This is a genomic window from Inquilinus sp. (genome assembly GCF_039594555.1).
Taxonomy (GTDB): Bacteria; Pseudomonadota; Alphaproteobacteria; order DSM-16000; family Inquilinaceae; genus Inquilinus.
Map to the genome: position 1 here is coordinate 1 of NZ_JBCNNF010000048.1, position 24,980 is coordinate 24,980.

Annotated in this window: 27 protein-coding genes and 1 riboswitch; of the genes, 11 read left to right on the forward strand and 16 right to left on the reverse strand. The window is 70.2% G+C overall.

Translation table 11 applies throughout. The features are described 5' to 3' along the window. Positions 1-87 precede the first annotated feature (87 nt). From ABDW35_RS07695 to glyA, 8 genes are all read left to right on the forward strand, one after another. The gene (locus tag ABDW35_RS07695) at positions 88-582 is read left to right on the forward strand and encodes a YbaK/EbsC family protein (RefSeq protein ID WP_343713266.1); all 495 of its coding nucleotides are present in this window, start codon (positions 88-90) and stop codon (positions 580-582) included. Beyond that, entirely contained in the window at positions 579-950 is a 372-nt protein-coding gene (locus ABDW35_RS07700; RefSeq protein WP_343713267.1) for a VOC family protein, read from the forward strand. The genes ABDW35_RS07695 and ABDW35_RS07700 overlap by 4 nt, the downstream gene beginning before the upstream one ends. Before the next feature lie 226 nt (positions 951-1,176). Beyond that, positions 1,177-2,226 (forward strand): aspartate-semialdehyde dehydrogenase, encoded by a 1,050-nt coding sequence (locus ABDW35_RS07705; protein WP_343713268.1) that lies wholly within the window; start codon positions 1,177-1,179, stop codon positions 2,224-2,226. Between the two features lie 118 nt (positions 2,227-2,344). After that, positions 2,345-2,989: a helix-turn-helix domain-containing protein gene (locus ABDW35_RS07710; protein WP_343713269.1), complete on the forward strand. Its 645-nt coding sequence runs from the start codon at positions 2,345-2,347 to the stop codon at positions 2,987-2,989. A gap of 92 nt (positions 2,990-3,081) precedes the next feature. Continuing rightward, the gene (locus ABDW35_RS07715; RefSeq protein ID WP_343713270.1) at positions 3,082-3,516 is read left to right on the forward strand and encodes a phasin family protein; all 435 of its coding nucleotides are present in this window, start codon (positions 3,082-3,084) and stop codon (positions 3,514-3,516) included. 101 nt (positions 3,517-3,617) lie between these two features. Beyond that, positions 3,618-3,953: a tRNA-binding protein gene (locus ABDW35_RS07720; RefSeq protein ID WP_343713271.1), complete on the forward strand. Its 336-nt coding sequence runs from the start codon at positions 3,618-3,620 to the stop codon at positions 3,951-3,953. A gap of 39 nt (positions 3,954-3,992) precedes the next feature. After that, positions 3,993-4,448: a DUF1801 domain-containing protein gene (locus ABDW35_RS07725; protein ID WP_343713272.1), complete on the forward strand. Its 456-nt coding sequence runs from the start codon at positions 3,993-3,995 to the stop codon at positions 4,446-4,448. A gap of 235 nt (positions 4,449-4,683) precedes the next feature. Then, a riboswitch (ZMP/ZTP riboswitch) is annotated at positions 4,684-4,768 on the forward strand. 53 nt (positions 4,769-4,821) lie between these two features. Continuing rightward, positions 4,822-6,093, forward strand: a complete 1,272-nt coding sequence (glyA, locus tag ABDW35_RS07730; RefSeq protein WP_343713273.1) for a serine hydroxymethyltransferase — start codon at positions 4,822-4,824, stop codon at positions 6,091-6,093. A 189-nt stretch (positions 6,094-6,282) separates the two neighbouring features. Here the strand turns inward: glyA and ABDW35_RS07735 are convergent, their stop codons facing one another. The 5 genes from ABDW35_RS07735 to ABDW35_RS07755 form a co-directional block, all read right to left on the reverse strand. After that, the gene (locus tag ABDW35_RS07735; RefSeq protein WP_343713274.1) at positions 6,283-7,296 is read right to left on the reverse strand and encodes a carbohydrate kinase family protein; all 1,014 of its coding nucleotides are present in this window, start codon (positions 7,294-7,296) and stop codon (positions 6,283-6,285) included. Between the two features lies 1 nt (position 7,297). Then, on the reverse strand, positions 7,298-8,320 hold the full coding sequence (locus ABDW35_RS07740; protein WP_343713275.1) for a hypothetical protein: 1,023 nt from the start codon (positions 8,318-8,320) through the stop codon (positions 7,298-7,300). A 193-nt stretch (positions 8,321-8,513) separates the two neighbouring features. Next, positions 8,514-9,302, reverse strand: a complete 789-nt coding sequence (locus ABDW35_RS07745; protein WP_343713276.1) for an ATP-binding cassette domain-containing protein — start codon at positions 9,300-9,302, stop codon at positions 8,514-8,516. After that, positions 9,299-10,273, reverse strand: coding sequence for an ABC transporter permease (locus ABDW35_RS07750; protein WP_343713277.1), 975 nt, complete (start codon positions 10,271-10,273; stop codon positions 9,299-9,301). Before ABDW35_RS07750 ends, ABDW35_RS07745 begins: the two co-directional genes overlap by 4 nt. Before the next feature lie 209 nt (positions 10,274-10,482). Further along, positions 10,483-11,502, reverse strand: coding sequence for a substrate-binding domain-containing protein (locus ABDW35_RS07755; RefSeq protein ID WP_343713278.1), 1,020 nt, complete (start codon positions 11,500-11,502; stop codon positions 10,483-10,485). A 156-nt stretch (positions 11,503-11,658) separates the two neighbouring features. Here ABDW35_RS07755 and ABDW35_RS07760 point away from each other — a divergent pair, with 156 nt between their 5' ends. Then, the gene (locus ABDW35_RS07760) at positions 11,659-12,867 is read left to right on the forward strand and encodes an ROK family protein (protein ID WP_343713279.1); all 1,209 of its coding nucleotides are present in this window, start codon (positions 11,659-11,661) and stop codon (positions 12,865-12,867) included. 29 nt (positions 12,868-12,896) lie between these two features. Here the strand turns inward: ABDW35_RS07760 and ABDW35_RS07765 are convergent, their stop codons facing one another. The 4 genes from ABDW35_RS07765 to ABDW35_RS07780 are packed head-to-tail and all read right to left on the reverse strand — an operon-like array spanning position 12,897 to position 15,873. After that, the gene (locus ABDW35_RS07765; RefSeq protein ID WP_343713280.1) at positions 12,897-13,274 is read right to left on the reverse strand and encodes a VOC family protein; all 378 of its coding nucleotides are present in this window, start codon (positions 13,272-13,274) and stop codon (positions 12,897-12,899) included. Between the two features lie 17 nt (positions 13,275-13,291). Then, positions 13,292-14,650 (reverse strand): ATP-binding protein, encoded by a 1,359-nt coding sequence (locus ABDW35_RS07770; protein WP_343713281.1) that lies wholly within the window; start codon positions 14,648-14,650, stop codon positions 13,292-13,294. Beyond that, positions 14,647-15,345, reverse strand: coding sequence for a response regulator (locus tag ABDW35_RS07775; protein WP_343713282.1), 699 nt, complete (start codon positions 15,343-15,345; stop codon positions 14,647-14,649). Before ABDW35_RS07775 ends, ABDW35_RS07770 begins: the two co-directional genes overlap by 4 nt. A gap of 6 nt (positions 15,346-15,351) precedes the next feature. Next, positions 15,352-15,873, reverse strand: coding sequence for a MarR family transcriptional regulator (locus tag ABDW35_RS07780; protein WP_343713283.1), 522 nt, complete (start codon positions 15,871-15,873; stop codon positions 15,352-15,354). 77 nt (positions 15,874-15,950) lie between these two features. Here ABDW35_RS07780 and ABDW35_RS07785 point away from each other — a divergent pair, with 77 nt between their 5' ends. Then, positions 15,951-16,844 (forward strand): branched-chain amino acid aminotransferase, encoded by an 894-nt coding sequence (locus ABDW35_RS07785; RefSeq protein ID WP_343713284.1) that lies wholly within the window; start codon positions 15,951-15,953, stop codon positions 16,842-16,844. A 170-nt stretch (positions 16,845-17,014) separates the two neighbouring features. On the opposite strand, the gene ABDW35_RS07790 is transcribed toward ABDW35_RS07785, so the two are convergent. Then, complete coding sequence (locus tag ABDW35_RS07790; RefSeq protein ID WP_343713285.1) at positions 17,015-19,168, reverse strand: TonB-dependent siderophore receptor; 2,154 nt, start codon at positions 19,166-19,168, stop codon at positions 17,015-17,017. A gap of 124 nt (positions 19,169-19,292) precedes the next feature. Here ABDW35_RS07790 and ABDW35_RS07795 point away from each other — a divergent pair, with 124 nt between their 5' ends. Further along, the gene (locus ABDW35_RS07795; protein WP_343713286.1) at positions 19,293-20,435 is read left to right on the forward strand and encodes an ABC transporter substrate-binding protein; all 1,143 of its coding nucleotides are present in this window, start codon (positions 19,293-19,295) and stop codon (positions 20,433-20,435) included. On the opposite strand, the gene ABDW35_RS07800 is transcribed toward ABDW35_RS07795, so the two are convergent. From ABDW35_RS07800 to mobB, 6 genes are all read right to left on the reverse strand, one after another. Next, entirely contained in the window at positions 20,395-21,825 is a 1,431-nt protein-coding gene (locus ABDW35_RS07800; protein ID WP_343713287.1) for an MFS transporter, read from the reverse strand. The genes ABDW35_RS07795 and ABDW35_RS07800 overlap by 41 nt on opposite strands. A 77-nt stretch (positions 21,826-21,902) precedes the next feature. Then, positions 21,903-22,352, reverse strand: a complete 450-nt coding sequence (gene moaE, locus ABDW35_RS07805; protein WP_343713288.1) for a molybdopterin synthase catalytic subunit MoaE — start codon at positions 22,350-22,352, stop codon at positions 21,903-21,905. Between the two features lies 1 nt (position 22,353). Next, positions 22,354-22,605: a molybdopterin converting factor subunit 1 gene (gene moaD, locus ABDW35_RS07810; protein WP_343713289.1), complete on the reverse strand. Its 252-nt coding sequence runs from the start codon at positions 22,603-22,605 to the stop codon at positions 22,354-22,356. After that, on the reverse strand, positions 22,602-23,060 hold the full coding sequence (locus ABDW35_RS07815; protein ID WP_343713290.1) for a hypothetical protein: 459 nt from the start codon (positions 23,058-23,060) through the stop codon (positions 22,602-22,604). The genes moaD and ABDW35_RS07815 overlap by 4 nt, the downstream gene beginning before the upstream one ends. Before the next feature lie 281 nt (positions 23,061-23,341). Further along, on the reverse strand, positions 23,342-24,598 hold the full coding sequence (gene glp, locus ABDW35_RS07820) for a gephyrin-like molybdotransferase Glp (RefSeq protein WP_343713291.1): 1,257 nt from the start codon (positions 24,596-24,598) through the stop codon (positions 23,342-23,344). A 3-nt stretch (positions 24,599-24,601) separates the two neighbouring features. Then, the coding region (mobB, locus tag ABDW35_RS07825) for a molybdopterin-guanine dinucleotide biosynthesis protein B (protein ID WP_343713292.1) at positions 24,602-24,980 on the reverse strand (379 nt) is incomplete at its 5' end.

Genomic DNA, 24,980 nt, shown 5'->3' on the forward strand with positions numbered 1-24,980 from the left:
GGACGTACTGATGGCGCCGGACGGGCTGCAGCCGCTGATGACCCGCGCGGTCGCGGCGGCGACGAAGCGCGGCCGGGAACTGGCCTGATGGCCAGCAGCAGCGAGCGCGTCGCCGCGGCGCTGGCGGCAGCGGGGCATGAGCCCGAGATCCGGGTGTTCGACGCCTCGACCCGCACCTCGGCCGATGCCGCCGCGGCGATCGGCTGCACGGTGGCGCAGATCGCCAAGTCGCTGGTGTTCCGCGCCCGCGGCAGCCAGCGGCCGGTGCTGGTGATCGCCAGCGGCGTCAACCGGGTCGACGAGGCGGCGGTGGCCGCGGCCCTGGCCGACCGCATCGACGGCGTCCGGATCGAGCGCGCCGATGCCGGCTTCGTGCGCGACGCCACCGGCTTCGCCATCGGCGGCGTCGCCCCGGTCGGCCATGCCACGCCGCCGCATGTGGTGATCGACCGCGACCTGCTGGCCCTGCCGCGGATCTGGGCGGCCGCCGGCACGCCGAACTCGGTCTTCGCCCTGACCCCGGAGCAGCTGGTGGCGCTGACCGGCGGCGTGGTCGCCGATGTGGCGAAGCGGGCGCCGTGATCGGCCACCTGTCCCTCGGCGTGTTCGACCTCGACCGCGCCATCCGCTTCTACGACGCCGTGCTGGCGCCGGTCGGGATGGTGCGGGTCTGGGCCGACGACACCGCCGCCGGCTACGGCCCGCCCGGCGGCAACGACAAACTCGCGCTCAAGCGCCAGCCGCAGCCGGTGGTGCCGCCCGGGCCTGGCTTCCATCTGGCCTTCGACGCCCCGACGCGGGAGGCTGTCGACCGCTTCCACGCCGCTGCCCTGGCCGAAGGCGGGCGCGATGCCGGGCCGCCCGGGCTGCGGCCGCATTACGGTCCCGGCTACTACGCCGCCTTCGTCATCGACCCCGACGGCCACAAGGTGGAAGCCGTCTGCCAGTAACGGACCGAACCGCGGCGGCTTGACGGCTCCCGCGGCCGGACGCTACGACTGGCCCATGGCGACGATGATCACCCTGAAGCGCACCACCAAGACGACCGCTGCGGCGGGCGTTCTCTGGCGCGTGCGGTGATCACCGCGACATAGCAGCCAGAGGCCCCGCCGAGGACGGACGGGGCCCAACGGTGCAGCCATCGTCCCTCCCGGTTCGAAGAGGAAGGACGACACCATGCTCTCATCCCCCGATCTCCAGGAGGCGCGACGCGGCGTCCGCTCGCCCGAACCCGTCATCGCCATCGTCGGCGCCACCGGCGCCGTCGGCGTCGAGCTGTTGCGCTGCCTGGAGGCGCGGCGGTTCCCGGCGGCGGCGGTGAGGCTGTTGGCCTCCGCCCGCTCCGCCGGCCGCAGCCTCCCGTTCCGCGGCCGCGACCTGGCGGTGGAGGAGCTGACCGAGGCCAGCTTCGCCGGCATCGACATCGCCCTGTTCTCGGCCGGGGCCGGCATCTCCCGCCGCTACGCGCCCCTGGCGGTGGCGGCCGGGGCGGTGGTGGTCGACAACTCCTCGGCCTTCCGCATGCGGCCGGAGGTGCCGCTGGTGGTGCCGGAGGTGAACGCAGCATCCCTGGCCAACCACGCCGGCATCATCGCCAACCCGAACTGCGTCGCCGCGATCATGACCGTGGCGCTGGCGCCGCTGCACCGGGCGCACCCGTTGCGGCGGGTCACGGCGACGACCTACCAGTCCGCCTCCGGCGCCGGCGCCGCGGCGATGGAGGAGCTGCGCCAATCCACCGCCGCCCATCTGCGAGGCGAGGCGTTCGAGCCCAAGGTGCTACCGCACCCCTACGCCTTCAACCTGTTCAGCCACAACGCCGATGTCGATCCGGACAGCGGCTACAATGGCGAGGAGCTGAAGGCGATCGCCGAGAGCCGCCGCATCCTCGGCGCGCCGGAGCTGCCGATCGGCATCACCTGCATCCGCGTGCCGGTGCTGCGGGCCCATTCGATCGTGCTGAACGTGGAGTTCGGCACGCCGGTGTCGCCGGAGGAGGCGAGGGGCCTGCTGGCGGCAGTGCCGGGGCTGCGCCTGGTCGACGATCGCGCCGCCAACCACTTCCCGATGCCGTCCGAGGCCAGCGGCCGCGACGAGGTGCTGGTCGGCCGCATCCGCACCGATCTCGGCGACCCGACCGGCCGGTCCCTGTTCGTCTCCGGCGACCAGCTGCTCAAGGGCGCCGCGCTCAACGCCATCCAGATCCTGGAGCATCTCCGGTCCTAGGCACCTGGTCCGGTCCCGGCTCGCATTCCCGCCGATTTGCGTTAGATTGGAACGCAATTGCGCCCGCCCCGGCGGGCGCTCGGGGGCCGCGAGGCCGATGGCGCGAAGGGCCGGGACCATGGCGAAGAAGGCCGATATTGCGAACCACATCGTCACCACCGCGGTCGACCTAGCGGCGGAGAAGGGGTGGCGCGCTTTGACCCTCTCGGACGTCGCCCAGGCGGCGCGGGTACCGATGTCGGCGCTGTACCGCCACTGCCCGTCGAAGCCGGAGCTGCTGGCCGGGTTCAGCCGGATGATCGACCAGATCGCGCTGTCCGAGGGGCTGCCGGGCGAGGACGAGTCCCCGCGCGACCGCCTGTTCGACCTGATGATGCGCCGCTTCGACGTGCTGTCCGGCCACCGCGCCGGGATCAAGGCGATCCTGCGCGACCTGCGGCTGGACCCGCTGACCGCCCTGCTGCAGGCGCGGCAGCTGGAGCTGTCGATGAAGTGGACGCTGCAATCCGCCGGCATCTCGACCTCCGGCCTGCTCGGCCGGGCGCGGGTGCGGGCGCTGTGCCTGATCTACGGCCTAGTGCTGCGGGTATGGGAGCAGGATGATTCGCCGGACCTGGACCGCACCATGAAGGCGCTGGACCAGCGGCTGCGCCAGGCCGAGCAGTGGGAGCAGACCTTCGGCCGCGGCCGCGGCGCGCGCCGGGCGGAGGAGGCGCAGGCCGAACCCACCGCTCAGCCGGGCCAGGAGCCCACGGTGCACTAGAAGATGACAGCTTTGCTGCAGTGCACAAATTCCTTTTGCATCGCGGCGCAAATGTGTAAAGTGCCGCATTCTTGTGCAATCGGGAGTTGGCCATGAGCAAGGTGCCGCCGGTCTGGGACGTCGACTTCACCAAGCTGTTGGGCGAGTTCAAGGTTCCGGGCGTCGACCTCGACGCCGTGCTGCAGGCCCAGCGCAAGAACATCGAGGCGCTGACCGCCGCCAACCGCACCGCGGCCGAGGGCGTGCAGGCCTTCGCCCGCCGCCAGGGCGAGATCATCCGCCAGAACCTGGCCGAGCTGCAGGCCCAGTTCTCCAACGCTGTCTCCACCGGCGCGCCGGAGGAGAAGCTGGCCAAGCAGACCGAGCTGGCCAAGGTCACCTTCGAGAAGGCGATCGCCGACATGAAGGAGCTGGCCGAGCTCCTGGCCAAGTCGAACACCGAGGCCGCCGAGATCGTCAGCAAGCGCGTCAGCGCCAGCTTCGACGAGCTGAAGGGCGTGCTGAAGGCCCCGACGACGAAGCGCTGATCCCGGCGCCATTGTCGTGATCACGAAGGCCGCCTCCGGGCGGCCTTCTTGCCATCCGGGCGCCGGCGCGGCAGGGTGCGCGCCGGTTCGCGGAGGGCAGAATGACGATCAGCTATGACGATTTCGCCAAGGTCGACATCCGGGTCGGCACCATCGTGGCGGTGGAGCCGTATCCGGAGGCGCGCAAGCCGGCCTACAAGCTGACCGTCGATCTAGGCCCCGAGATCGGGCAGAAGCGCAGCTCGGCCCAACTGACCGTGCACTACACGCCGGAGACGCTGCTGGGCCGCCAGGTGGCGGCGGTGGTGAACTTCCCGCCGAAGCAGATCGGCCGCTTCCTCTCCGAGATCCTGGTGCTGGGCTTCCCAGACAGCGACGGCAATGTCGTGCTGGCCGCAATCGAGCGCCCGGTACCGAATGGCGGGCGGCTGTATTAGGGCCGGGACTCATGACCACCAGAGAACGGCGGCGGCGGGATGGACGCTGCCGCGATGGACGATGGCGAGATGGACGACGGCGAGGCTGCCAGCGTCTGGTTTGTTGCCTTTGGACATACCAGAAGGCATGCTGTCTGCATGACGAAGAACAATAACCATGACGCTTATATAGCTGCCGCACCGGAGCAGTTTCGCGCCATGTTGGCCCAACTGCGCGCACAGCTATCGCGGGCACTGCCAGACGCCGAAGAAGTCATTCAGTATGATATGCCCGGATTTCAGATCGAAGGAACGATCATCGCGGGCTATGCCGCCTTTAGTAAACAATGTGGTCTATATGTTGACCCGGGTGCAATTGCTGCTCATGCCGACGAGATCGCTTCTTTGAAGCTCAAGGCAACCAAGACTGGAGTCACATTCTCGGTGAAAAATCCTATAACTGATAAACTGGTTGAGAAATTGGCAGTCAGTTCGCGCGGGAAAAAGGGGTTCTAGAGATTGTCTTCCGCAACCCAGAGTTCCGGTTGCAAGCCAGCGCGAACTCGGGGGGAGGTCATTGGGACTTGAAGCGTTCGGCCAAATCGGACGCCGGCTCATCACAGTTCGGATACAGCTTGGGCTCATAGACGTCATTCGCTGCTATCGGAATGACCGGGTCCTGATCCTGGGACTCCACGGTTGACGCCGGATCGCGTCCAACCGATCATCGTCACGATCGCAGGATCAGCCATACCCTCCACGTGACTGGCGAGACGGGGGAGCACCCCGAGGGAGCGTGGAGGACCGTTTCGATGCCGCTCGCCTGGGCAGCCTTCCTTGGAAGCTGGTCAGGCGATTCGTGTCCAGGCATCGAAACGGAGCACTTCGCATGAAATACCAGCACCAGCCCGACCCGGCCGATCCCGACCTGCGCAGCCGGTTGGCTGAAGCCGACCCGGAGGCCGCCGAAATCCTCGAGCGCGAGGAGCGCCGGCAGCAGCAGGGCCTGACCCTGATCGCGTCGGAGAACCATGCCTTCCCTGAGCTGCGGCCGCTGATCGGCTCGGCCTTCGCCGACAAATACGCCGAGGGCCAGCCGCGCCGCCGCTATTATGGCGGCAACCTGCATGCCGACGAGATCGAGGAGCTGGCCCAGGGCCGCGCCAGGGCGCTGTTCGGCGCCGAGCACGCCAATGTCCAGCCGCTCTCCGGCTCGCCGATGAACCAGGCGGTGTATTTCGGCCTGCTGCAGCCGGGCGACACCATCCTGGCGATGGACCTGTCGCATGGCGGCCACCTGACCCATGGCGCGCCGGTCTCGGCCATGGGCCGGATCTTCCGCTTCGTCCGCTACGGCACCGTGCCGGGCGGCGGCTTCGACTTCGACGCCATCCGCGAGACCGCGCGGCGCGAGCGGCCGAAGCTGCTGATCACCGGCTTCTCCTCCTACCCGCGCGACATCGACTACGCCGCCTTCAAGGCGATCGCCGACGAGGTCGGGGCCATCACCATGGCCGATGTCTCGCATATCGGCGGGCTGATCGCCGGCAAGGCGCTGCCGAACCCGCTGGCGGCCGGCTTCGACGTCGTCACCACCACCACGCACAAGACCCTGCGCGGGCCGCGCGGCGGGCTGATCCTGTGCCGCGAGCCGTTCCGCAAGGCGATCGACCAGGCGGTGTTCCCCGGCCTGCAGGGCGGCCCGCATATGGACCAGGTGGCGGCCCTGGCCACGGCGCTGCACCTGGCGGCGCAGGAGGAGTTCCGGGCCTATGCCCGGCGGGTGCTCGACAATGCCAAGGCGTTGGCGGCCGCGCTGCAGGGCCGCGGCGCGCAGCTGGTGACCGGCGGCACCGACAACCACCTGATGGTGGTTGACGTGGCGGCCAGCTTCGGCGTCGACGGTGACGAGGCGCAGCAGCGGCTGGACCGGGTCGGGCTGGTGTCGAACAAGCAGGTGGTGCCGGACGACACCCGTCCGCCGCTGCGCCCTTCCGGGCTGCGGCTCGGCACGCCGGCGGTCACCACGCGGGGGATGCGCGAGGGGCAGATGACGGCTTTGGCGGATTTGATCGTCGACGCCATCACCGGCGCCCGGCCGGAGCCGGCGCTGGTGAATGCGGTGCGGGACTTTGCGAGGCGGTTCCCGATCCCGGGGTGAGGGGGAGGAGAGGGCTGCGAGATCCCCGCCGCCAAGCCATCCGAGTCCCCCCTCCCCCTGCGGGAGGGGGGTAGGGGGAGGGGGTTCGTGCCGCCGGAGCCGGCGCCCCCGAAGGTCTGTTCTGACGTCGACAACCCCCTCCCCCTAACCCCCTCCCGCGAGGGGAGGGGGACTCAAAGGGCGAAGGGTTCAGCTCGTCGGCTTGAACCCCGCTCGCTCCCCATAGGCGAAGCACTCTTCCGCCGAGGGGATCGCCCGCGACGTGCTGTACGACCCCAGGCTCAGCGCGGCGACGCAGACTCCCAGCCGCAGCCCCTTCTCCACCGGCCAGCCCTCATGCAGCCCCAGCATGACGCCGGAGGCCAGGGCGTCGCCGGCGCCGTTGGTGCTCTTCACCGACTCCGGCGGCACCCAGGCCGCGCCCTGACGCCACAGCCGGCCGTCGCGGTCGACGGCGACCACGCCTTCCGGGAAATGCACCACCGCCAGGGTCGACACGCCCATGCGGATCAGCGCCGTCGCCGCCGCCTCGACCAGCGCCCAGTCGGGCTGCCCGTCGCGATGGGTCTCGACGCCGGTCAGCGCCGTCGCCTCCAGCTCGTTGATGATGATGCTGTCGAGCAGAGGCAGGCACGGCACCGTCAGGTCGCGCAGCCGGTCGCCGGCCACGCCGACCAGCTCCATATTGGTGCGGTGGCCCGAGGCGCGGGCGCGGGCCAGCACCTCGGTGAAGCCGTTGCCGCTGCCCTGCGGCGCGTCCATCCGGGCGTGCACCCCGGGCGAGCCGACATGGAAGATCTTCGCCGTCGACCCGGTCAGGTCGAAATGCGCGGGCGACAGCAGGGCGTTGACCCCCTCCTGGTAGAAGAAGGTCCGCCGCCCGCCCTGGGCCACGATCATCACGTCGGTATAGGCGGTGCGCCCGCCCGGCAGCACCGCGATCCGGCCGGCGCCGACGCCGTGGTCGCGGCAGACGTCCAGCGCCAATTGGCCGTAGGCGTCGTCGCCGACCACGCCCACCACCTCGATCGGGAAGGGCGCGCCCAGGCGGGCGAGGTCGATCGCCATGTTGAAGCCCGGGCCGCCGGAATCCGGCGTCTCCTCCACGATCTTGGCGACATGCTCCTGCGGCGGGAACCGGTCGATGACCTTGTTGACGTCGATGCAGATGGTGCCGCCGCAGATGATGCCGGAGCGCTCCATCTCAGCCCTGCTTCAGCACGGCTTCGGTGATCTGCAGATCGTCGGCCAGCGGGCGCAGCGGGGTGATGCCCTGCTTCTGCAGCTCGCCGTGATAGGCCTTCACCGCCTCCTCCGGCACGATCGTGCCGTCGGCCACCTGGCGCATGAAGCTGACCATCGCCAGCGGCGATTCCGCCAGGTTGATCTTGCGGCCGAACAGGGCGACACGGGCGCCGTATTTCTCGGCCTGGTGCAGCAGCTCGAAGCAGTCGCGGGTGGTGCCGGCGCCGCCGCCGAGCACGCCGACGATCAGGCTGGAATCGAAGCCGGCCAACTCCTCCAGCGCCTTCGGGCCGTTGAAGGGGATCTTCAGGAATTGCGGCCGGTCGGCCTTCATCACCCCAGCCAGGCAGCGCAGGATGCAGTCGTTCAGGTAGTGCGGCTGCAGCTCCGGGTCGATGCCGCTCGAGACATTCGGGTTGAAGACCTCGAAGAAGTACTTGAAGCCGTTGGCGGCGCAGTCGGCGCGGAACTCGGCGAAGGCCTCCAGCGACCGGATGTCGGAATCCAGGTCGTTGTTGAAGGTGACGGAGTAGAGGCCGAGATCGGTGCCGGTGACCGGCGCCTTCGGGTCCGGGGTCAGGCCGCCATGCATCACCCGCGGCAGGACAGCCGAGCGGAAGGGCCGCGACGGCTGCTTGGGATAGGAACAGCCGCGGACCACCCAGACATCGGTGGTGTCGTTGGCGCGGATCGCCGGCTTCACCTTGCTGTTGCGGAAGGTGCCGCTCTCGACCAGCCGCTCCAGGTTCGAGGCCGAGACCAGCATGATGTCGACGATGTCCTGCTCCACCACCTGGCGGATGGTGTCCAGGAACTCGTCGCGGGTGCGATAGCGGGTCCAGCTGCCGTCCGGCGCGCGGTTCGGGCCGGTCGAGGTCAGGCTCGGCCCCATGTCGCCGTCCTTGGCATCGGCGATGATGAAGTCGCCGCGCTTGTACTGTCCGGCGCGGATGCGGGCCAGCTTCTCGTCCAGGCGGGTCATGCTCGGTCTCTCGTGTTTCGGTCTGGGGAGGAGGAAGAAGGAAGGCAAGTGAACCAATGATCGTCATCCCGTGCGCGCTGCGGCGCGAAGTGCCGCTGCGCAGACACGGGATTTCGATGCAGTCGGTGAGAGATCCCGGTTCTGCGTCGCATCACTGCGTGCTGCGCCGCGCTCGGGATGACGGATAAGAGAATCATGGTTGGGCCTCGATGGTCGGGGCCGGCTGGTCGCCCGGCATCGCCCCGGTCATGATCGCCACCACCTCGGCCATGCTGTGGCGCTGCGGCGAGGTCACGGCGACGCGGCGTCCGAGACGCATCACATGGATGCGGTCGGCCACCTCGAACACGTTCGGCATGTTGTGGCTGATCAGGACGACGGGCAGACCGCGGTCGCGGATGCCGCGGATCAGGTCCAGCACCTGGCCGGTCTCGCGCACGCCCAGCGCCGCCGTGGGCTCGTCCATGATCACCAGCTTGCGGGCGAAGACCGCGGCGCGGGCCACGGCCACGCCCTGGCGCTGGCCGCCGGACAGGCTTTCGACCGCATGGGTGATCGACGGCAGGCGGAAGCGCAGCTCGTCCATGTGGCGCTGCGCCTCGCGCCGCATCCGCGGCTTGTCCAACAGCCGCAGCCAGCGTCCCAGCGGCCCGGGCCGGCGCAGCTCGCGCCCCAGGAACAGGTTGGTGGCGATGTCCAGCGCCGGCGCCACCGCCAGGTCCTGGTACACCGTCTCGATGCCGCGGCGGCGGGCGTCCAGCGGGCCGTGGAACCGCACCGGCTGGCCGTCCAGCAGCACCTCGCCCTCATCGGGCGTGACGGCGCCGGACAGCACCTTGATCAGGGTCGACTTGCCGGCGCCGTTGTCGCCGACCACCGCCAGCACCTCGCCGGCCCGCAGCTCGAAATCGACGCCGCCCAGCGCGGTGACATGGCCGTAGCGCTTGACCACGCCGCGGGCCTCCAGGACGGGCGCGCTCATACCCTCCTCCATCGCGACAGCTGGTCCAGCGCGACCGCGGCGATGACCAGGACGCCGGTGACCAGGTCCTGCCACAGCGGGTCGATGCCGATCAGGGTCAGGCCGTTGCGCAGCACGCCGACGATCAGGACGCCGATCAGCGTGCCGATCAGGCTGCCGCGGCCACCGAACAGGCTGGTGCCGCCGATCACCACGGCCGTGATGCTGTCCAGATTGGCGGTCTGCATCGCGTTCGGGTCGGCGTTCGGGATCCGCCCCAGCGCCAGCCAGGCGCCTATGCCGTACAGGAAGGCTGCGAACAGATAGACCGACAGCAGCCGCCGCTGCACCGGAATGCCGACCAGCCGCGCCGCCTCCGGGCTGTTGCCGATGGCGTAGACATGCTTGCCCCAGGCGGTGTGGTTCAGCAGGTACCAGACCAGCCCGTAGAGGCCGAGCATGATGACGATGCCGTAGGTGATCACGGCGCCGCCCAGGCGCAGCGTGTTGCCGGACCAGCCCAGCAGGTCGTCCATCACCGGGAAGGCGCCGCCGCCGGAGAACAGCCGGGTGGCGGCGGTGACGATGCCGAGCATGCCGAGCGTGACGATGAAGGGCGGCAGCTTCAGCCGGCTGACCAGCGTGCCGGTGACCAGGCCGACCAGGCTGCACAGCGCGATCGCCAGCAGCAGGGCGGGCAGGGCGGCGTGGCCTTCGTCCACCAGCTTGCCGGCGACGATGGTGCCCAGCACGGCGATGGCGCCGGTGGCCAGGTCGATGCCGGCGGTCAGGATCACCAGCGTCTGGCCGATCGCCAGCGTGCCGATGATCACCGATTGCTGCACGATCAGCGACAGGTTGCCCGGGGTCAGGAAGCGCTCGCTCATCACCGTGAACACGGCGCCGAAGGCGACGAGCACGATCAGCGGGCCGAGCGGCGGGGTGGTCAGAACCCGCGCCGCCCGCCCGATCCAGGACGAGGATGGGGCCATCGCTCTCTCGTTCGGGAGGTCGGTGAAACCGGCGGCGCCCATCCCCCTCACCCTCCCGCCGCCTGCGGCGTCGGGCCCCTCCCTCTCCCCGAGGAGAGGGAGAGGGGTGGTCACCTCTCCTTGGGGGGAGGTCGAAATCGCGGAGCGATTTCGGGTGAGGGGGAGCGGTGCGGCCAATCCGGATCGATCCATTCAGAACCTGGCGGCGGTCAGCCCCAGCAGTTCTTCTCTCCGAACTCCAGATCCTTCGAGTCCAGCCCGGGCAGCGGCTTGCCGGTGATCAGGAAGGACCCGGTGTCGACGAAGCCGCTCGGCTTCTTGCCGCTCTTGGCGTATTCGGCCACGGCGTCGACGCCCATCTGCGCCATCTTGTAGGGGAACTGCATCACCGTCGCAGCGACGCGCCCGTCCTTGACGTATTTGACGCCCAGGCAGCCGCCGTCGATCGAGGTGACGACGATGTCGTCGGTCTTGCCGGCCGCCTTGATCGCGGCATAGGCGCCCTGGGCCGCCGGCTCGTTGATGGTGTAGACGACATTGATGTCGGGATGGGCCGACAGCAGGTTCTCCATCGCCGTCTGGCCCTTGTCCTGGGCGCCGTTGGTGTTCTGCTTGCCGACGATGGCGGCGTCGCCCTCGGCGATGCCGAAGCCTTTGAGGAAGCCGTCATGGCGGAAGGTGTCGACCGTGCCGCCCGGCGTGCCGTCCAGCATCGCCAGCTTCGGCGCCTTGTCGCCCAGCGCCTTGCGGGCGTACTGGCCCTGCTGCACCCCGGCCTGGAAATTGTCGGTGGCGAAGGTGGCGTCGACCGCGTCGGCCGGGTCGGTCGCGGTGTCCAGCGCGATCACCAGGATGCCGGCATCGCGCGCCTTCTTCACGGCGCCGAGCACGCCGGAGGAGTTGTTCGGGGTGATCAGGATGCCCTTGGCACCGGCGCTGATCAGGTCCTCGATCGCCGCCACCTGGCCTTCATTGTCGCCATCGAACTTGCCGGCGCGGGCGATCAGTTTCAGGCCCTTCGCCTTGGCCTCCGCCTCGGCGGCCTGGCGCATCTTGACGAAGAACGGGTTGACCTCGGTCTTGGTGACGAGGCCGACGATGGCCTCTTGCGCCATCGCGGCGGTGCTGCCGGCGGCCAGGGCCAGCCCCACGGCGCCGGCGGCGAGCAGGCCGGCGAGGCGACGGCGGTTCACGGACAGCGCAGCCTCGGGCGTGTGCGATCGGATCATCGCGGTTTCCTCCTGTTTGCGGGCGGGCGCTTCTGCGGCGCCGGCCCTGCCGAATTGGCCGGACGATTGACCGGCAAGCGGAACGATAATTCCGACTTTTGGCGAGAGTCAATCGGATCTTCTGGATGTTTTGACTGGAAAAGATCATAAGTAGCCATGGCTGTTTCAGATATCGAGACCCACGCCCTGGGCACCGCCGGCGCCGGCCATGTGCTGTCGCTGATCCTATCCGGCCAGGCGCGGTCGCGGGCCGATCTTGCCCGCATCTCCGATCTCTCCCGCGCCACCATCACCCAGCGCCTGGGCGTATTGTTCGACTGCGGGCTGCTGCAGGAGGCGGAGGAGACGCAGGCCAGCGGCGGCCGCCCGGCCCGGGTGCTGAAGCTGAACGAACAGTTCGGCGTGGTGCTGGCGGCCGATGTCGGCGAGAGCCGGATCCGCGTCGCGGCGACAGATCTCGGGCCGCATGTGCTGGCCGAACGGCTCGGAGACCTCGAGGTCGGCACCGGTCCGGTGCCGACCCTCACCTGGATCGCCCGGCAGTTCCGCGATCTGCTGGCCGAGATCGGCCGGCAGCCGGAGGACGTGCTTGGCATCGGCCTGTGCCTGCCGGCGCCGGTCGACCATGCCGCAGGCCGGGTGATGGGCCCCTCGGTGATGACCGGCTGGGACGATTTCGACATCCCCGGCTGGTTCGCTGCCGACTATGCGGCGCCGGTCCTGGCCGAGAACGACGTCCGGCTGCGCACCCTGACCGAGCACCGGCAGTTCTGGCCGGAGGAGCGGCAGCTGGTGTTCATCAAGGCCGGCACCGGCATCGGCAGCGGCATCATCACCGACGGCCGGATGCATCGCGGCGCCCGTGGAGCGGCCGGCGACATCGGCCACATCCAGCTGCGCGACGCCGAGGCACCGCTGTGCCGCTGCGGCAAGCTGGGCTGTGTCGAGGCCTATGCCGCCGGCTGGGCCATCGCCCGCGACCTGCGGGCCAGGGGCTTCGAGGCCCGCAACGCGCGCGACGTGATGGCGCTGGTCCAGCGCAACCGGCCGGAGGCGATCAGCTTGGTGCGCCAGGCCGGCCGGGTGCTGGGCGAGGTGGCGGCGGATGTGGTCGCCGTGCTGAATCCCGGCGTCATCGTCGTCGGCGGCACCCTGGCCGAGGCGGGCGAGCACCTGCTGGCGGGGGTCCGCGAGTTCGTCTACCAGCGCTGCCTGCCGCTGGCGACGGGCGACCTGACCATCACCACCGCGCGGTCGGGCGAGATGGCCGGCCTGCTGGGCGCGGCCCGGCTGGTGGTCGACACCAGGCTGCAGCCGCAGGCGGTCGACCGGTTGATCGCGGGGCTGAAGGCCGTTGGAAGCTGACCTCTACCTCGCGTGACGACAAGTGATGGTCAGCGGCTGTCGGCGACGCAGAACTGATTGCCCTCCGGATCGAGCATCACCGTGTAGCCCTCGGCCTCGCGCTCGAGCCTGGCGCCGAGGGCCAGCAGCCGCCGCACCTCGGCCGCGCGGTCCGGCGCGGTGATGTCGAGATGCACCCGGTTGTTCGTGTAGTCGCGCCCCGGTACCTGGTGGAAGCACAGGCTAGGTCCTGGCCCGTCGACCAGGACGACCGGATCGGTCTCCGGCGTCAGGCCCAGCGCGGCCAGGCGCTCAATCTCCGCCTGGTCGTAGGCGCGCACGGCATAGCCGTCGAGCGCCGCGGCCCAGAACCGGGCCAGGGCCGGCGCTGAGCGGCTTTCGAACACGATCTCCCGCAGCCGGCCCATCGGTCTCCCTCCCAGGGTCAGAGCGGCAGGCGCACCGTGCAGCGCAGCCCGCCCATCGGCGAGGTCGACAGCACCAGGTCGCCGCCATGCCGCCGCGCCACGTCGCGGGCGATGGCGAGGCCGAGCCCAGTGCCGCCGGTCTCCTGGTTGCGCGATTCGTCCAGCCGGACGAAGGGCTTCATCGCCTCCTCGCGCTGGTCCGGCGGGATGCCGGGGCCGTCATCGTCCACCACCAGGGCCACCGCGGCCTCGTCCTGGATCACCGACAGCCGGATGTGCCGGGCGTGCCGCCGGGCGTTGGACAGCAGGTTCGCCAGGCAGCGTCGCATCGCCTCGCGCCGCAGCGGCAGCACCTGGCTCTCCGGCGCGTCGAAGGCGATGTCGGCGCCTTCCCGCCGTGCCGCCACCACCACCTCCTCCAGGAAGGCGGCGAGGTCGGTCGGCGTCGCCTCCTCGGTGCCTTCGCCGCGGGCGAAGGAGAGATAGGCGTCGATCATCTGCCGCATCTCCTCGACATCGGCGCGCAGCTCGTCAATGTCCGGCCCGTCGCCGAGCATGGCGAGCTGCAGCTTCATCCGGGTCAGGGGCGTGCGCAGGTCGTGGCTGACGCCGGCCAGCATCTCGGTGCGCTGCTGGATCTGGCGGCGGATGCGGTCGCGCATGTCGATGAAGGCCTCGGAGGCCTGGCGGATCTCCTCCGCCCCATGCGGCCGGAACCCCGGCATGTCGCGGCCCTTGCCGAAGCGGTCGGCGGCGATGGCCAGGCGCCGGATCGGGCGCAGTTGGTTGCGCATGAAGATGATGGCGACGGCCGACAGGATCACCGTCGACCCCAGCATCGACAGGTAGAACAGGTTGGTGGTGAAGCTGGACAGGCGCTTGGACGGCACCTCGACCGTCAGCACGCCGTTGGACAGCTGCATGCGGACGATATCGGTGTCGTTCTCCTCGCCGGACTGGATGGTGAAGTCGTAGGGCTGGGATGCCCGGATGGCGCGGGCCAGGGCGTACTGGCCCTCGTCCAGGGCATCGCTGCTGGTCGACCCCAGCTCGATTCCGGGGTCGAAGGTGTAGATCAGCCCGGTGTTGCGCTGCGCCCGGTTAAACACGGCGGCGCGGGCGACCGGCGTCATGCCGCCGCCGATCTCGTCGATGGTCAGGCCAATCTCGCCGGAGACGGTGCGGGCCATCGTCGTGGTGATCACGTCGATGTGGCGGCCGAAGAAGACATAGGTCGAGATCGCCTGGGCGAGGATCATCGGTGTGACGATGATCACCAGCGCCCGGCCGAACAGGGTGCGGGGCAGGAACCGCTTGATCCTCGCCCGCAGCCGGAGGGGGGTGGACAGCCGGGGCAGGGCAGGGGCGCGCATCATCCGTCGGGTCTCAGCACATAGCCTTCGCCGCGCACGGTGTGGAGATAGCGGGGCAGGCGCGGATCCGGCTCGATCTTACGCCGAAGCCGCGTCACCTGCACGTCGACCGCCCGGACGCCGCCGTCGATGGTGCCGGATTCGGTCAGTGCCTCGCGCGACACGGTCTCGCCGGCATGCTGGGCCAGGATGCGCAGCAGATTCTCCTCGCCGGTGGTCAGGCGCACGCGCTCGCCCTCCTGCAGCAATTCGCCGCGCTCGATGTCGAAGGTGAAGGCGCCCAGCCGGATGGTGCCGGCGGCACGGGGCGGCGGCGGGGCCAGGCGGCGCAGGATGCTGTTGATGCGCAGCACCAGCTCGCGCGGCTCGAACGGCTTCGGCAGATAGTCGTCGGCCCCGCTCTCCAGCCCGGCGATCCGGTCCTCCGGCTCGCCGCGGGCGGTCAGCAGCAGGATCGGCGTGCTCATGCGTTGGCGCAGGTCGGCGGTCAGCTGCAGCCCGGTTTCGCCGGGCATCATCACGTCCAGCACCAGCAGGTCGAAGGCGATCGCCGCCAGCTTCTCTCGCGCATCCGCGGCGTCGACTGCGGCGGTCACCAGGAAGCCGTTCTCCATCAGGTATTTGCGCAGCAGCTCGCGGACCCGGCGGTCGTCCTCGACGACCAGGATGTGGGCGGGCTCGTCGGCGGTCAGGGTCATCGGCGTCTACCGGCTGGCGACGCGCGGGGCGGCGGCCGGCACCTCCGGCTCCTCCTCCAGCGCCGCCGGCTCGCTCAGCGCGATCAGCCCCTCCAGCACCTTGCGGAAGCCGTCCACCGCCTCCGCCCCGGCGTTGCGGTAGGCTTGGCCGATCAGCTTGCGCTGGCTCTCGAACAGCTGCCGCTCCAGCACCGAACCCTTCTCGGTCAGGGTCAGCAGGCGCTGGCGCCGGTCGCGCTGGCCCTGTTGCTGCTCGACATAGCCGCGCTCGACCAGCTCGTTCAGGACTCGGCCCAGGCTCTGCTTGGTGATGCGCAGGATGGCCAGCAGCGCACTGACCGTGATCTCCGGATGCCGCCCGATGAAATAAAGCGCACGGTGATGGGCCCGGCCGAGACCCAGGGTTGCGAGCAGTGCATCGGGCTCGGCAGTGAAGCCGCGATAGGCGTAGAATAGCAGTTCGATGCCTTGGCGGATCTCCTCCTCACGGAGGAAGAGCGGGTTCACGGGCGATTTTATGTCAGCCATGTTGACTTGTTTTGACCCCGAATGTTACCGCTCACGGTCCGACGGCGACACAAATGACAATGCGGGAAAGGCCCATCATGTCGACGACTCCCTTCCATGACCGTGACGGCTGGATATGGATGGACGGCAAGCTGGTCGAATGGCGTAGCGCCAACATCCACGTCCTGACTCACGGCCTACACTACGCCAGTTCTGTATTCGAAGGGGAGCGGGCTTACAACGGCCGGATCTTCAAGGGCACGGAGCATTCGAAGCGGCTGGAGTTCTCGGCCACCACGCTGGGCATGAAGCTGCCCTTCAGCACGGCCGAGCTGGATGCGGCAAAGGCGCTGACCCTTGAGAAGAACGGCCTGACCGACGCCTATATCCGCCCGGTCGCCTGGCGCGGGTCGGAGATGATGGGTGTGTCGGCCCAGGCCAACACCATCCATGTCGCCATCGCGGTGTGGGAGTGGCCGAGCTATTTCTCGGCCGAGGCGAAGATGAAGGGCATCCGCCTGACCCTGTCCGACTGGCGCCGCCCGTCGCCGGAATCCGCCCCGGTGCACGCCAAGGCCGCCGGCCTGTACATGATCTGCACCCTGGCCAAGCACAAGGCCGAGGCCGCGGGCTACCAGGACGCGCTGATGTACGATTATCGCGGCTATGTCGCCGAGGCGACCGGCGCGAACGTCTTCATCGCCATCGACGGCAAGCTGCACACGCCGACCGCCGACTGCTTCCTGAACGGCATCACCCGCCAGACCGCGATCGAGTTGGCGCGCCGTAACGGCATCGAGGTGGTCGAGCGGCACATCCAGCCGGAGGAGCTGGCGAGGGGCACGGAAGTGTTCCTGACCGGCACCGCGGCCGAGATCACCCCGGTCGGCGAGATCGGCCCGCACCGCTTCACCCCGGGCCAGATCTGCAAGACCATGATCGACGCCTATAGCGCCGAGGTCCGGAAGGAACCGAAGGCGGCCGCGGCCTGAGGTCGACGGAATGACGAAGGGCGCGGTCGGATCGGCCGCGCCCCTTCTGCTTTCCGCTTCTTGTGTCATGCCCGGGCTTGACCCAGGCATCCAGAGATGTCGACGCCGCTCCCGGCGGCCCCTGGATCGCCGGGTCAAGCCCGGCGATGACAAACTGGGGAAAGCCTCCCTCACCACCGATACTTGATGCTGCCGATCACGGTCTGGCCCAGGCCCTGGTAGCAATAGCCCTGGGCGCAGGTGTCGTAGTCGCGGTCGAACAGGTTGGTGGCGTTGACCGCCAGCTGCAGCCCGTCCAGCCGCGGCTCGACCGCGCCGAGATCGTAGCGGATGGCGGCGTCGAACAGGGTCACAGCGTCGTTCCGGCCGGTCGAATTGTCGTCGTCGCGGTAGCTCGAACCGATATAGCGCAGGCCGGCGCCAAGGCTCAGCCCTGGCACGATCCGGTCCGGCACCCGGTAGTCGGCCCAGGCGGAGACGATGTGGTTCGGGATGCCGGACGGGTCCTTGCCTTCGGTCGCCGCGGTGCCCTCGGTCACCTCCGGGTCGAGATAGGTATAGGCGATCTGCAGGCTGAGCCCGTCGCCGAGATCGGCCAGCCCCTCCAGCTCGATGCCGCGGACCCGGATCTCGCCGCGCTGGGCCTTGAAGTTGATATGGCCGGCATCGGCGATCAGCCCCTTGTCCTGGGTGATCTGGAACACCGAGGCGGTGATCAAGCTGTTCAGCCCCTCCGGTTGGTACTTCACGCCGGCCTCGACCTGCTCCGCCGTCGTCGGCTCGAAGGCCCGGCCCTCGAAGTCCGTGCCGAGATTCGGGTTGAAGGAGGTGGCGTAGGAGACATAGGGCGCGAGGCCGAAATCGGTGACATAGGTCAGGCCGACGCGGCCGCTGAAGGCGCTGTCGGAGACATCCTGCTCGGTTCCGCCGAGGCGCTCCTTGGTCGATGTGTCGACCCAATCGTGCCGGCCGCTCAGAGTCAGCAGCCAGCCGCCATAGCGGATCTGGTCCTGCAGATAGACGCCGACCTGGTCCTGCCGCTGGAAGGTGCGGCCGTAGACCGGCGGCATGTCGATATGCTGCTTGCCGTAGTTCCGGGTGACTAGGTCGAGATCCGGCGCCGGCCCGTCGCCGGCGATATGGGTGGTGTCGACAAAGGTGTAGTCCACGCCGGCCAGCAGCGTGTGCTGCACCGGCCCGGTGTCGAAGCGCAGCTGCGCCTGGTTGTCGACCGACACGGTGTCCAAGCTCTCGCGATCCTGACCGGCGCGGCGGAAGACGGTGTTGCCGTCGTCCGACAGGCCGGTGATGTAGACATAGCGGGTGTTGGCGTCGACATGGGCGTAGCGGAAGCTCTGCCGCAGCGTCAGCGCGTCGTCGACCCGGTGCTCGACCTGATAGCCGGCGCGCACGCTCTCGATGTCCAGGTCGTTCCAGGCCGGGTCCGCGGTGCGGATGTCGAGCAGGCCGGTCGCCCGGGAGTAGTAGTTGAACAGGCTGCCGCCGCTCTTGTCCTTCTGGTAGGCGCCGAGGACCGTCACCGTGGTGTCCTCGTTCGGCCGCCAGGTGAAGGCCGGGGCGATATAGGCGCGGTCATCCGGCACCGCCGGCATCTGGGTGTCGCTGTCGCGGAACAGCCCGGTCAGGCGCCAGGAGAAGCGATTCTCCTCGTCCAGCGGCCCGCCCAGGTCGAACTGGCCCTGATAGCGGTCATGGTTGCCGAATTGCAGCTCGGCCTCGCGCAGCGGCTGGTCCGGCGGGCGTTTTGTGACCAGGTCGACCAGCCCGGCGGGCGAGGACAGGCCGTAATTGGCCGAGGCCGGGCCGCGCAGCACGTTGATCGCCGCCAAGCCGTAGGGCTCGGTGCGGATGCCGGCGAAGACCTGGCCGGTCGGCTGCCGCAGCCCGTCGCGGAAGATGCCGAAATAGGCGGCGTCGAAGCCGCGGATCCAGAACTGGTCGAGCCGCGGCGAGAAGCCGTAGAGGCCGGTCAGGATGCCGGGGGTGTAGGCCAGGGCCTCCTGCAGGCTCTGCACGTTGCGGGCGTCCAGCTGGCCGCGGGTGACGACCGAGATCGACTGCGGCGTCTCCAGCAGCGGCGTGTCGGTCTTGGTGGCGCTGGCGCTGTTCGTCGCGGTGAAGCCCCGCACCTCGCTGGTCGGCGTCTCGCCGCTGCCCTGCACCACGATCGGGGCCAGCGTCACCCCCGCGTCACCGGCCGGTCCCTGCGCTTCGGCCTGGGCCAAGGTCGGCGTCGGCGCGAGCGCCGTGGTGGCGAGCAGCCCGAGGAGAAGGCAGGCGCGGGGGCTGGGTCGATGTCGCATCGGTGGGATGGGCTCCGGTTGCGGAAGAAGGGCCGGCAGGGTTGCCGGGGTCGCGATACCGGGCTAATTGACATTAATTCTCATTCTCGTCTAGTTCGAATGGGAACGTGACCAGGACGAATTCATGAACCGATCCAACGCACTGGCCTGCGCGCTCCTGCTGCTGACCTGCCTGCTTGCCTTTCCAGTTCGAGCCGAGTGGCCGGTCACCGTGACCGACGCCGCCGGGCGGCAGGTGACGGTGCCGCATCAGCCGAAGGCGGTGCTGCTGGGGGCGGGCATCAACCTGGTGGCGCTGGCGCTGGTCGACCCCGACCCGGTGTCGCTGCTGGCCGGCTGGGCCGACGACACCCGGCAATACGACCCCGGCCTCTATGCCGCCTTCCTGGCCCGGTTCCCGCGCCTGGCCGAGGTGCCGGTGGTCGGCGGCGGCACGGATGAGAGCTTCTCGCTGGAGAAGGCGCTGACGGTCGGGGCGGACCTCGCCATCTTCGGCGCCTGGCAGGCGGAGACGGAGCAGGGGCGGCTGATCCTGGACCGGCTGGCCGCGGCCGGCGTGCCGGCGGTGGTGGTCGATTTCAACCATCGGCCGCTGGCGAACACCGCCTCGAGCATGCGGCTGCTGGGCCGGGTGCTCGGCCGCGAGGATCGGGCCAACGCCTTCGCCGATTTCTGGGAGGCGCGGCTGGACCGTATCCGCCGGCGCATGGCCGAACATCCGGAACCCGGCCCGGCCGTGCTGATGCACGCCTATCCGCAGCCGGACGATTGCTGCTGGGCGTTCGGCGAGACCGGGCTGGGCGAACTGGTGTCGCTGGTCGGGGGCCGCAACATCGCCGCGGACCGGTTCCCGGATGCCGGGGGCGGGGTGCTCAGCCTGGAATATGTGATCGGCCGGGACCCGCAGGTCTACATCGCCACCGGCCTGCCGCAGGCGGAGGGCGTGCCGGGCCTCGTCGTCGGGCCTGGCATTTCCGCCGAGGCTGCCCGCCGAAGCCTGGCGGCGGTGCTGTCGGCGCCCGGCCTGCCCGGCATCGCCGCCGCCCGCGACGGCCGGGTGCACGGGCTGTGGAACTTCTTCAACGCCGTGCCGCTGAACATCGTGGCGGTGGAGGCGGTGGCGCGCTGGGTTCGGCCGGAGATCTTCGGCGACCTCGACCCCGGCGCCACCCTGGCCGAGATCGACAGCCGCTTCTCCGCCCTGCCGTTCGACGGCGCGCTGTGGGTCAGCCTCGACCCGGCTCGCGACGGGCCGGGGCCGCGCTAGCGGCGACGGTCAGCCGCCAAGCGGCCCAGGCGCCGAACACGGCCAGCGGCAGGGCGGTGACGAACACCCACAGCGCCGCCGCCCGGGCGGTCTCGACCGTCAGGCCTTCGCCGAAGCCGACCAGGTTGGCGGCCGCTCCGGCGATGGCGGCGCCCACCGCGCCGCCGGTCTGGCGCACCGCGATCATCGCCGCGCTGCCGATCGCCTTGTCGTCATTGGCCAGGGTGCCGATCAGCCGCCGGTTCAGCAGGCTGGAGGAGAAGCCGAAGCCGGCGCCCATCAGCAGGGCGGCGCCGACGATCCAGGCCAGCGGCGCGTCGCGCATCACCACGACCAGCAGCACCGCGCCGGCCAGGATGCAGACGGCGCCGCGCAGCAGCCAGCGCAGCTCGCCTGCGCCGGTGGCGCCGGCGACGACGAAGGCGGCCAGGGTCCAGGCCAGCGCCATCACCGCCACGACATAGCCGGCCCACAGCGGCGACAGGCCGTGCAGCGTCTGCAGGATGGCCGGGCCGTAGACGTTCAGCGCCATGGAGGTCGCCATCAGGGCGAAGACTGCGGCGTAGGCGGTGCCGCAGACCGTGCGCAGGTCGCCCGCCTGGCGCGGCAGCAGCCGCACCCGGGCGCCGGCATCGATGCGCATCACCAGCACCAGGATGCCCAGGCCGGCGGCGACCAGCGCCAGGGCGATCGCCGGGTTCGGGACGACATCCGCCATGGCGATGGCGCCGACTCCCAGCGCCAGCCCGCCGATCTGCAGCCAGGGCACACCCCGCTGTCCGGCGCTGCGCACCGTGCCCTTCAGCAGCCAGGGCGAGGCTGCGGCGAAGACCAGCGCCTGGGCCGTGAACAGCCAGAACACGGCACGCCAGTCGCCGGCCTGGGCGAACAGCCCGCCGACCAGCGGCCCCAGGATGGTGGCGATGCCCCAGATGCCGGACGCGACGGCGAACATGCGGGCCAGGTGGCGCTCGGGGAACAGCAGCGCGATCGCGACCATGGAGAAGCCGGCCACCCAGCCGCTGCCGATGCCCTGCAGCAGCCGGCCGGCCAGGAACACGCCGATATCGGGGGCGGCGGCGCTGGCCACGCAGCCCAGTGCGAAGGCGAGGCCGCCGATGGCCGAGGCCCAGCGCAGCCCGAACCGCTCCGACAGCCGCCCGGCGCTGGCGCCGGCCAGGATGGCGCCCATCAGGAAGCCGGCGGTGGCCCAGCTGAAATAGGCATAGCCGCCCAGGTCGGCGCCGACGCTGGGCATGATGGTGGCGGTGACCAGGGAATCGGCCGCGTTCAGCCAGATGCCGAGGCAGACCATCGCGAATCGCGGCAGCCTGCCCTCGCCGAGCAGATCCGCCCAGCCGGGCGCCGGTTGTGCCGATGCCTGCACCATGTCGCGTTTCCCCTTCGTTCCGACCGGGCTACACCGCCGGCGTCACGATGAGAAGCGGGGAAAAGGCAGGACAGAAATCAGCGCCAGCGCGCCGCTGCGTCGTCATCCTCGGCGCGGGCTTCGACCCAGCGCTCGCCGGCCGGCGTCTCCTCCTTCTTCCAGAAGGGGGCCTTGGTCTTCAGCCAGTCCATCAGGAAGGCGCAGGCTTCCAGCGCCGCGCCGCGATGGGCCGAGGCGGCGCCGCAGAACATGATCCGGTCGCCCGGCTCCAGCCGGCCGATGCGGTGGACGATGCGCACCTCCAGCAGCGGCCAGCGGCTGCGGGCCTCGGCCTCGATCTCCTCGAGCTGCCGCTCGGTCATGCCGGGGTAATGCTCCAACGTCATCGCCGTGACCGCGGTGCCGCCGGCGATGTCGCGCACCAGCCCGACGAAGCTGGCGACGCCGCCGACATCGCTGCGGCCGTCGGACAGCGCCGCGATCTCGGCGCCGACGTCGAAGTCGGCCTCCTGCACCCGAACCGCCATCTCAGCCTCCGGTCACGGGCGGGAAGATGCCGATCTCGTCGCCCGGCGCCACCGGGTCGGCCGGTCTGGCGAAGCGCTGGTTGACCGCGACCCGCACCACCGCCGGGTTGGCCAGGGCGTCGGCATAGCCGGCGCCGCGGGCGCGCAGCCAGTCCAGCAGGCCGGCGACGTCGCGCACGGTCTCCGGCGGCGACAGCGTCTCCGCGGCCGTGCCGATCTTGCTGCGGACCCAGGCGAAATACAGGAGCTTCATCGGGATATCGACTCTGGACGAGGGGGATCTTCCGGACCGGAGATGAACCGGACGGCCACAACGAGCATGACGACGCCCATCAGCAGCCATCCGGCGAACAGGAACAGCCTTTCGAACAGATGGGTGTTCGACAGCGCGAGATCAAAGCCCCGGCGTCCGTTGGTGTGCGAGATGCCGAAGAACGGAAAGGCCATGAAGAGGGCCAGGAACAACGCCAGCCCGATGCGGAAGCGCCAGCCGACGCGGCGGGCCCCCGGCAGCGCTCGGGCCCGTTCCCTGTCGGCCTTGAGATAGGCCCGGCTCCGCCAGAAGTCCGGGATCGGCAGCAGCAGCGCGACCAGGGCGAACAGCCACTGCATGGCATAGGCGTGCCCGACGATGACGGCGCGATCCGGGAAGCCGCGCGCCACCAGATCCGCCTGCACCGATGCGACGGACGGGATGATGATGCCCATCAGGTCGGTGATCGGCGACAGGCCCTGAGCGAGGCTGTGGGCGGAAGACGGCGACATCTTGCCGATCAGGATCGTGTAGGCCGCCAAGGCTCCGGCGGCGGCCAGGAACAGCCATCGCGCCCGCTTCATCTCCGGCGGGACCGGAATCGGTGGCGGGATCGGCGGGCGGGGAGGACGGGGGGACGGCGTCATGCCGGTCCAGCCGGCGGAATCGACCACGACGGGCGGCGCCGCCTTGGCGGGTGAAGGAGTGGAGGCCGCTGGGTCGGACATCGCGGCCGCTACAGCAGCGCGTTCAGCGGAATGAAGGCAACCGGGTCGCCGGGCGCCACCGCGGTCACATCCTCCGGTAGCTCGACCAGCCCTTCGGCCCCGGCGAGGGAGCTCAGCATGCCGGCGCCCTCGCGGCCGTGGCGGCGGGCGACCAGCGCGCCGGAGGCGCCCGTGTCCAGCACCGCGCGCAGGAACTCCCGGCGGCCCGGCTTCTTGCCGTGGCCGAAGCCGGCGGCCACCGGGAAGCGGCGCAGCGGCAGCGGCTCGGCGCCGGCGAGATGCAGCAGCAGCGGCCGGGCCACCAGCAGGAAGGTGACCATCGCCGCCACCGGGTTGCCGGGCAGGCCCAGGAAGGCGGCGCCGCCGATCTGGCCCAGGGCCACCGGCTTGCCCGGCTTGATCGCCAGGCGCCAGTGATGCAAGCGGCCGCCGGCGGCCTCCAGCGCCGCCTTGACGTGGTCCTCGTCGCCGACCGAGACACCGCCGGAGGTGACGATCGCATCGGCCTCCGCCGCGGCCGCCGCCAGGCCCGAGCGGACGGCATCGGCCCGGTCCGGCACGATGCCGTGATCGATTACCGCGCAGCCCAGCCGGCGCAGCAGCGCCGCCAGAAGGTAGCGGTTGGCGTCGTATATCTGTCCCGCGGCTACCGGCGCGCCCGGGTCGCGCACCTCATCGCCGGTCGACAGCACCGCCACCCGCAGCGGGCGACGGACGGGCAGGGCAGCACGGCCCAGCGAGGCGGCGAGGCCGATCTCGGCCGGGCCCAGCCGGCGGCCGGCGGTCAGCACGGTGTCGCCGGCGCGGATGTCGTCGCCCACCTGCCGGATATGAGCGCCGCGGCGCAGCCCGGCCGGCAGGGTGACCCGGCCATCCGCGGCCGCGCAATCCTCCTGCATCACCACCGTGTCCGGCCCGGTGGGCAGCGGCGCGCCGGTGAAGATGCGGATCGCCGCGCCGCGCGGCACTAGGCCGGGGAAGGGGTGGCCGGCGGCGGCGCGGCCGGCGACGGGCAGGGTGGTCGGGGCGCCGGGCGTCAGGTCGTCGGCATGGACGGCATAGCCGTCGACCGCGGCATTGGCATGCGGCGGCACCGAACGGTCGGCGACCACGTCCTCGGCCAGGAACCGGTTCTCCGCTGTCACGAGCGGCACGGTTTCCGCTTCCGCCACCACGGCGAGCCGGGACCGGAACTCGGCGACGGCCTCGTCCACCGACAGCAGCCGGTCGCCGAGCGCGAAGCAGTCATCCGGCAGCCGGGCCATGCGTCAGCCGGCCTCACGGGCGAAATCGGCGACGAAATCGGCAATCGCCTCGATGTCGTCGATGTCCAGCCGGATCCGGTCCGGGTCGGCGATCGGCCCGTCGCTGGCCACCGCGACGATGCTGGGATCCGCGGGATGCAGCGGCGGCTTGCCGGTCTCGGCCCGCCAGACCTCCAGCTTGGGAGTGGCCTCGCGCTTGAAGCCCTCGACCAGCACCAGGTCCACCGGCGCCAGCTTGGCGAGCAGTTCGGCCAAAGGCGGCTCGGCGGCGCCGCGATGCTCATGCATCAGCGCCCAGCGCCGGTCGGATGAGACCAGCACCTCGGTCGCCCCGGCCTCGCGGTGGCGCCAGCTGTCCTTGCCGGGCTGGTCGATATCGAAA

Excerpts from the sequence above, each read along its gene's own strand:
- moaE (WP_343713288.1), bottom strand. The coding sequence starts at position 22,352 with ATGGCGGTTCGGGTGCAGGAGGCCGACTTCGACGTCGGCGCCGAGATC.
- ABDW35_RS07720 (WP_343713271.1), top strand. The coding sequence starts at position 3,618 with ATGACGATCAGCTATGACGATTTCGCCAAGGTCGACATCCGGGTCGGC.
- ABDW35_RS07785 (WP_343713284.1), top strand. The coding sequence starts at position 15,951 with ATGTCGACGACTCCCTTCCATGACCGTGACGGCTGGATATGGATGGAC.
- ABDW35_RS07705 (WP_343713268.1), top strand. The coding sequence starts at position 1,177 with ATGCTCTCATCCCCCGATCTCCAGGAGGCGCGACGCGGCGTCCGCTCG.
- ABDW35_RS07745 (WP_343713276.1), bottom strand. The coding sequence starts at position 9,302 with ATGAGCGCGCCCGTCCTGGAGGCCCGCGGCGTGGTCAAGCGCTACGGC.
- moaD (WP_343713289.1), bottom strand. The coding sequence starts at position 22,605 with ATGAAGCTCCTGTATTTCGCCTGGGTCCGCAGCAAGATCGGCACGGCC.
- glyA (WP_343713273.1), top strand. The coding sequence starts at position 4,822 with ATGAAATACCAGCACCAGCCCGACCCGGCCGATCCCGACCTGCGCAGC.
- ABDW35_RS07770 (WP_343713281.1), bottom strand. The coding sequence starts at position 14,650 with ATGATGCGCGCCCCTGCCCTGCCCCGGCTGTCCACCCCCCTCCGGCTG.
- ABDW35_RS07740 (WP_343713275.1), bottom strand. The coding sequence starts at position 8,320 with ATGACCCGCCTGGACGAGAAGCTGGCCCGCATCCGCGCCGGACAGTAC.
- ABDW35_RS07760 (WP_343713279.1), top strand. The coding sequence starts at position 11,659 with ATGGCTGTTTCAGATATCGAGACCCACGCCCTGGGCACCGCCGGCGCC.
- ABDW35_RS07715 (WP_343713270.1), top strand. The coding sequence starts at position 3,082 with ATGAGCAAGGTGCCGCCGGTCTGGGACGTCGACTTCACCAAGCTGTTG.
- ABDW35_RS07735 (WP_343713274.1), bottom strand. The coding sequence starts at position 7,296 with ATGGAGCGCTCCGGCATCATCTGCGGCGGCACCATCTGCATCGACGTC.
- ABDW35_RS07755 (WP_343713278.1), bottom strand. The coding sequence starts at position 11,502 with ATGATCCGATCGCACACGCCCGAGGCTGCGCTGTCCGTGAACCGCCGT.
- ABDW35_RS07780 (WP_343713283.1), bottom strand. The coding sequence starts at position 15,873 with ATGGCTGACATAAAATCGCCCGTGAACCCGCTCTTCCTCCGTGAGGAG.
- ABDW35_RS07710 (WP_343713269.1), top strand. The coding sequence starts at position 2,345 with ATGGCGAAGAAGGCCGATATTGCGAACCACATCGTCACCACCGCGGTC.
- ABDW35_RS07795 (WP_343713286.1), top strand. The coding sequence starts at position 19,293 with ATGAACCGATCCAACGCACTGGCCTGCGCGCTCCTGCTGCTGACCTGC.
- ABDW35_RS07790 (WP_343713285.1), bottom strand. The coding sequence starts at position 19,168 with ATGCGACATCGACCCAGCCCCCGCGCCTGCCTTCTCCTCGGGCTGCTC.
- ABDW35_RS07800 (WP_343713287.1), bottom strand. The coding sequence starts at position 21,825 with ATGGTGCAGGCATCGGCACAACCGGCGCCCGGCTGGGCGGATCTGCTC.
- glp (WP_343713291.1), bottom strand. The coding sequence starts at position 24,598 with ATGGCCCGGCTGCCGGATGACTGCTTCGCGCTCGGCGACCGGCTGCTG.
- ABDW35_RS07775 (WP_343713282.1), bottom strand. The coding sequence starts at position 15,345 with ATGACCCTGACCGCCGACGAGCCCGCCCACATCCTGGTCGTCGAGGAC.
- ABDW35_RS07750 (WP_343713277.1), bottom strand. The coding sequence starts at position 10,273 with ATGGCCCCATCCTCGTCCTGGATCGGGCGGGCGGCGCGGGTTCTGACC.
- ABDW35_RS07765 (WP_343713280.1), bottom strand. The coding sequence starts at position 13,274 with ATGGGCCGGCTGCGGGAGATCGTGTTCGAAAGCCGCTCAGCGCCGGCC.
- ABDW35_RS07725 (WP_343713272.1), top strand. The coding sequence starts at position 3,993 with ATGGACGCTGCCGCGATGGACGATGGCGAGATGGACGACGGCGAGGCT.
- ABDW35_RS07815 (WP_343713290.1), bottom strand. The coding sequence starts at position 23,060 with ATGGGCATCATCATCCCGTCCGTCGCATCGGTGCAGGCGGATCTGGTG.
- ABDW35_RS07695 (WP_343713266.1), top strand. The coding sequence starts at position 88 with ATGGCCAGCAGCAGCGAGCGCGTCGCCGCGGCGCTGGCGGCAGCGGGG.